Genomic DNA, 688 nt, shown 5'->3' with positions numbered 1-688 from the left:
CCGGCGGCCGTGCTGCGCGTCAACGCGCTGGCGACGTTCAGCATGCGCTGGCTTCTTCCCCGGCTGAGCCGCTTTCGCGACGAGCGACCCGACATCGAGGTCCACCTCACCACGTCAAACGACCCGATCGACGCGCTTGCCGACACGTTCGACGTGGTCATCCGCGGCGGCCCGGATTCGTTTCACGGCTTCACGTCCCGGCTGTTTCTTTCGGAGCGCCGGTTGCCGGTCTGCAGCCCCGCACTGGTCGCGAAGCTGCCGCTGGCGGACATTTCCGATCTCGCGCAGCACACGTTGCTGAACGTCACGTCGATGCCGCGGCTATGGCACGATTGGCTGGTGCAAACCGGACAGCCTCGCGTCACCCCGACGGCGACGCTGACATTCGATCATTTCTTCCTGACCATTCAGGCGGCGATCGATGGTTTGGGCGTGGCGATGGGACCGACCGCCCTGATCGGCGATGACGTTGCGGCCGGCCGCCTGATCGCGCCGTTTCCCGATGTCAGTCTTCCGGCCAGGAGCTACTTCGCCTACTTGCCCGCGGGGAGCGAAAGCGGCTCACAGACGGCGGTGTTTTGCGATTGGTTGGAACAAGAAGGGCAGCAATCCGCCGGCAACACAACGGCCGCATGATGAACAGATCGTACCGCTTGGATTGGCAAAACCCTCGAACGTTTTGCAGAGG

Annotated in this window: 1 protein-coding gene; it reads left to right on the top strand. The window is 64.0% G+C overall.

The genetic code is table 11. The annotated features are described in order from the left end of the window. A partial coding sequence (locus OZ411_RS43490; RefSeq protein ID WP_282532806.1) for a LysR substrate-binding domain-containing protein occupies nucleotides 1-636 on the top strand: 636 nt, incomplete at its 5' end. Nucleotides 637-688 lie beyond the last annotated feature (52 nt).

Source organism: Bradyrhizobium sp. Arg237L, assembly GCF_029990105.1.
Classification (GTDB): Bacteria; Pseudomonadota; Alphaproteobacteria; order Rhizobiales; family Xanthobacteraceae; genus Bradyrhizobium.
The sequence above is the reverse complement of the archived record's forward strand: the minus strand, read 5'-3'. Positions and strand labels throughout refer to the sequence as shown.